1 protein-coding gene is annotated in these 1,237 nt (G+C 43.7%); it reads right to left on the reverse strand.

Going from position 1 to position 1,237, the window contains the following annotated elements; all coding sequences use genetic code 11:
* Positions 1–1,055: 1,055 nt before the first annotated feature.
* A partial coding sequence (locus tag G7B20_RS19385) for a hypothetical protein (RefSeq protein WP_205600291.1) occupies positions 1,056–1,237 on the reverse strand: 182 nt, incomplete at its 5' end.

The following is a 1,237-nucleotide window of genomic DNA, read 5'->3' on the forward strand; positions in this document are numbered from 1 at the left end:
CCATTGTAAAATGAAGTGTAAGACCAAGACTATTTATGAAAATAGAATTGTCTTTATTATAATTTCTGATTCTAGGACCAAATGGCTGATTTTTTTAACTTTCGTCGTTTCTCAACACTACTCGTTACGTTACATGATCATTTTTTAAAGAACTTTTTTCGCATCCGCTTCGCGCTTTTGCTTTATCTCTACACCCGAAGGCTCGACTTTTTTACTTTTTCTGTTGCCCTTCGTTTCCGTTGGGACTGCAAAGGTAGGAATCTTTTTCAGAGTTCCAAAATAAATGTGAAAATTTATTTCGGCGTCCCTTCTTTAATTCCCGCGTTTAAATAACATTAAACCCTTCTTTTTTCATGGTCCCTTCCTAAGATCTGACCGTTCCTCCCTTGCGGAGTGGTGCAAAGATAGGACAATTAAACCCATAGTTCCAAGCAGGAAAGTAAAGTATTTTTCAGAAAAACCATAACAGCCTGTATTCATGAACGATAATTTACTGTAAATAGTATTTCTTCGCAGAACAATACTTGATAAACACCGGATAATAGCCCCTGGGATCGATCGTTATCCAACAGTCCGGTCTGTGGGAATCCGGCTGCCGGATAGGATCTGTACCTGAATATTCCATCTGTTCCGTACGGGTTTACTCCCACCCTTCGATCTGTTCCCTTTCCTTCCTACCGACCTATAGAGAGAGGATCACAGCGAAGTGGTATCCGGAAGAGCCGGTACCGTTCACCGTTCTTTTTTATTTACAGCAGAGGTATTATTAGGGAGAAGGGATGCTTGTGATCACCTACCCGGTCATCTCCGATCCTTTCAGATACAGCAATTGCAGCAGGAATACAGCAGAACAGGTACTACAGCCGGGCTGTTAATTATGAGGACCATGTGGGCTAGAGGCCTGTATAGTCTCTCAGAACCTCTGGAATGCAGGATTATAGGGTTTTGTCTATAAAGAGACTGTACGGCACATATAGCAGAAGCAGACGGGAACCGATGTTATGCCACCGGACCACCACATCCAGGGCGGGCATCAATATATCCTCAGAGGGGAACTATTTGGTTGCTATGGGGGTAAATATATAACAAATATACCCGGGGGTGAGGTGCATATCACAAGAAAAGCCCCTCCAGTTTCCTGAAGGGGCTTCGTGTAAAAAAAGGCACCGACCTACTCTCCCACCTGTTACGGCAATACCATCGGCTCTGGCGGGCTTGACTTCTCTGTTCGGAATGG

This window comes from Sphingobacterium sp. xlx-96, assembly GCF_011007365.1.
Lineage (GTDB): Bacteria > Bacteroidota > Bacteroidia > Sphingobacteriales > Sphingobacteriaceae > Sphingobacterium > Sphingobacterium luzhongxinii.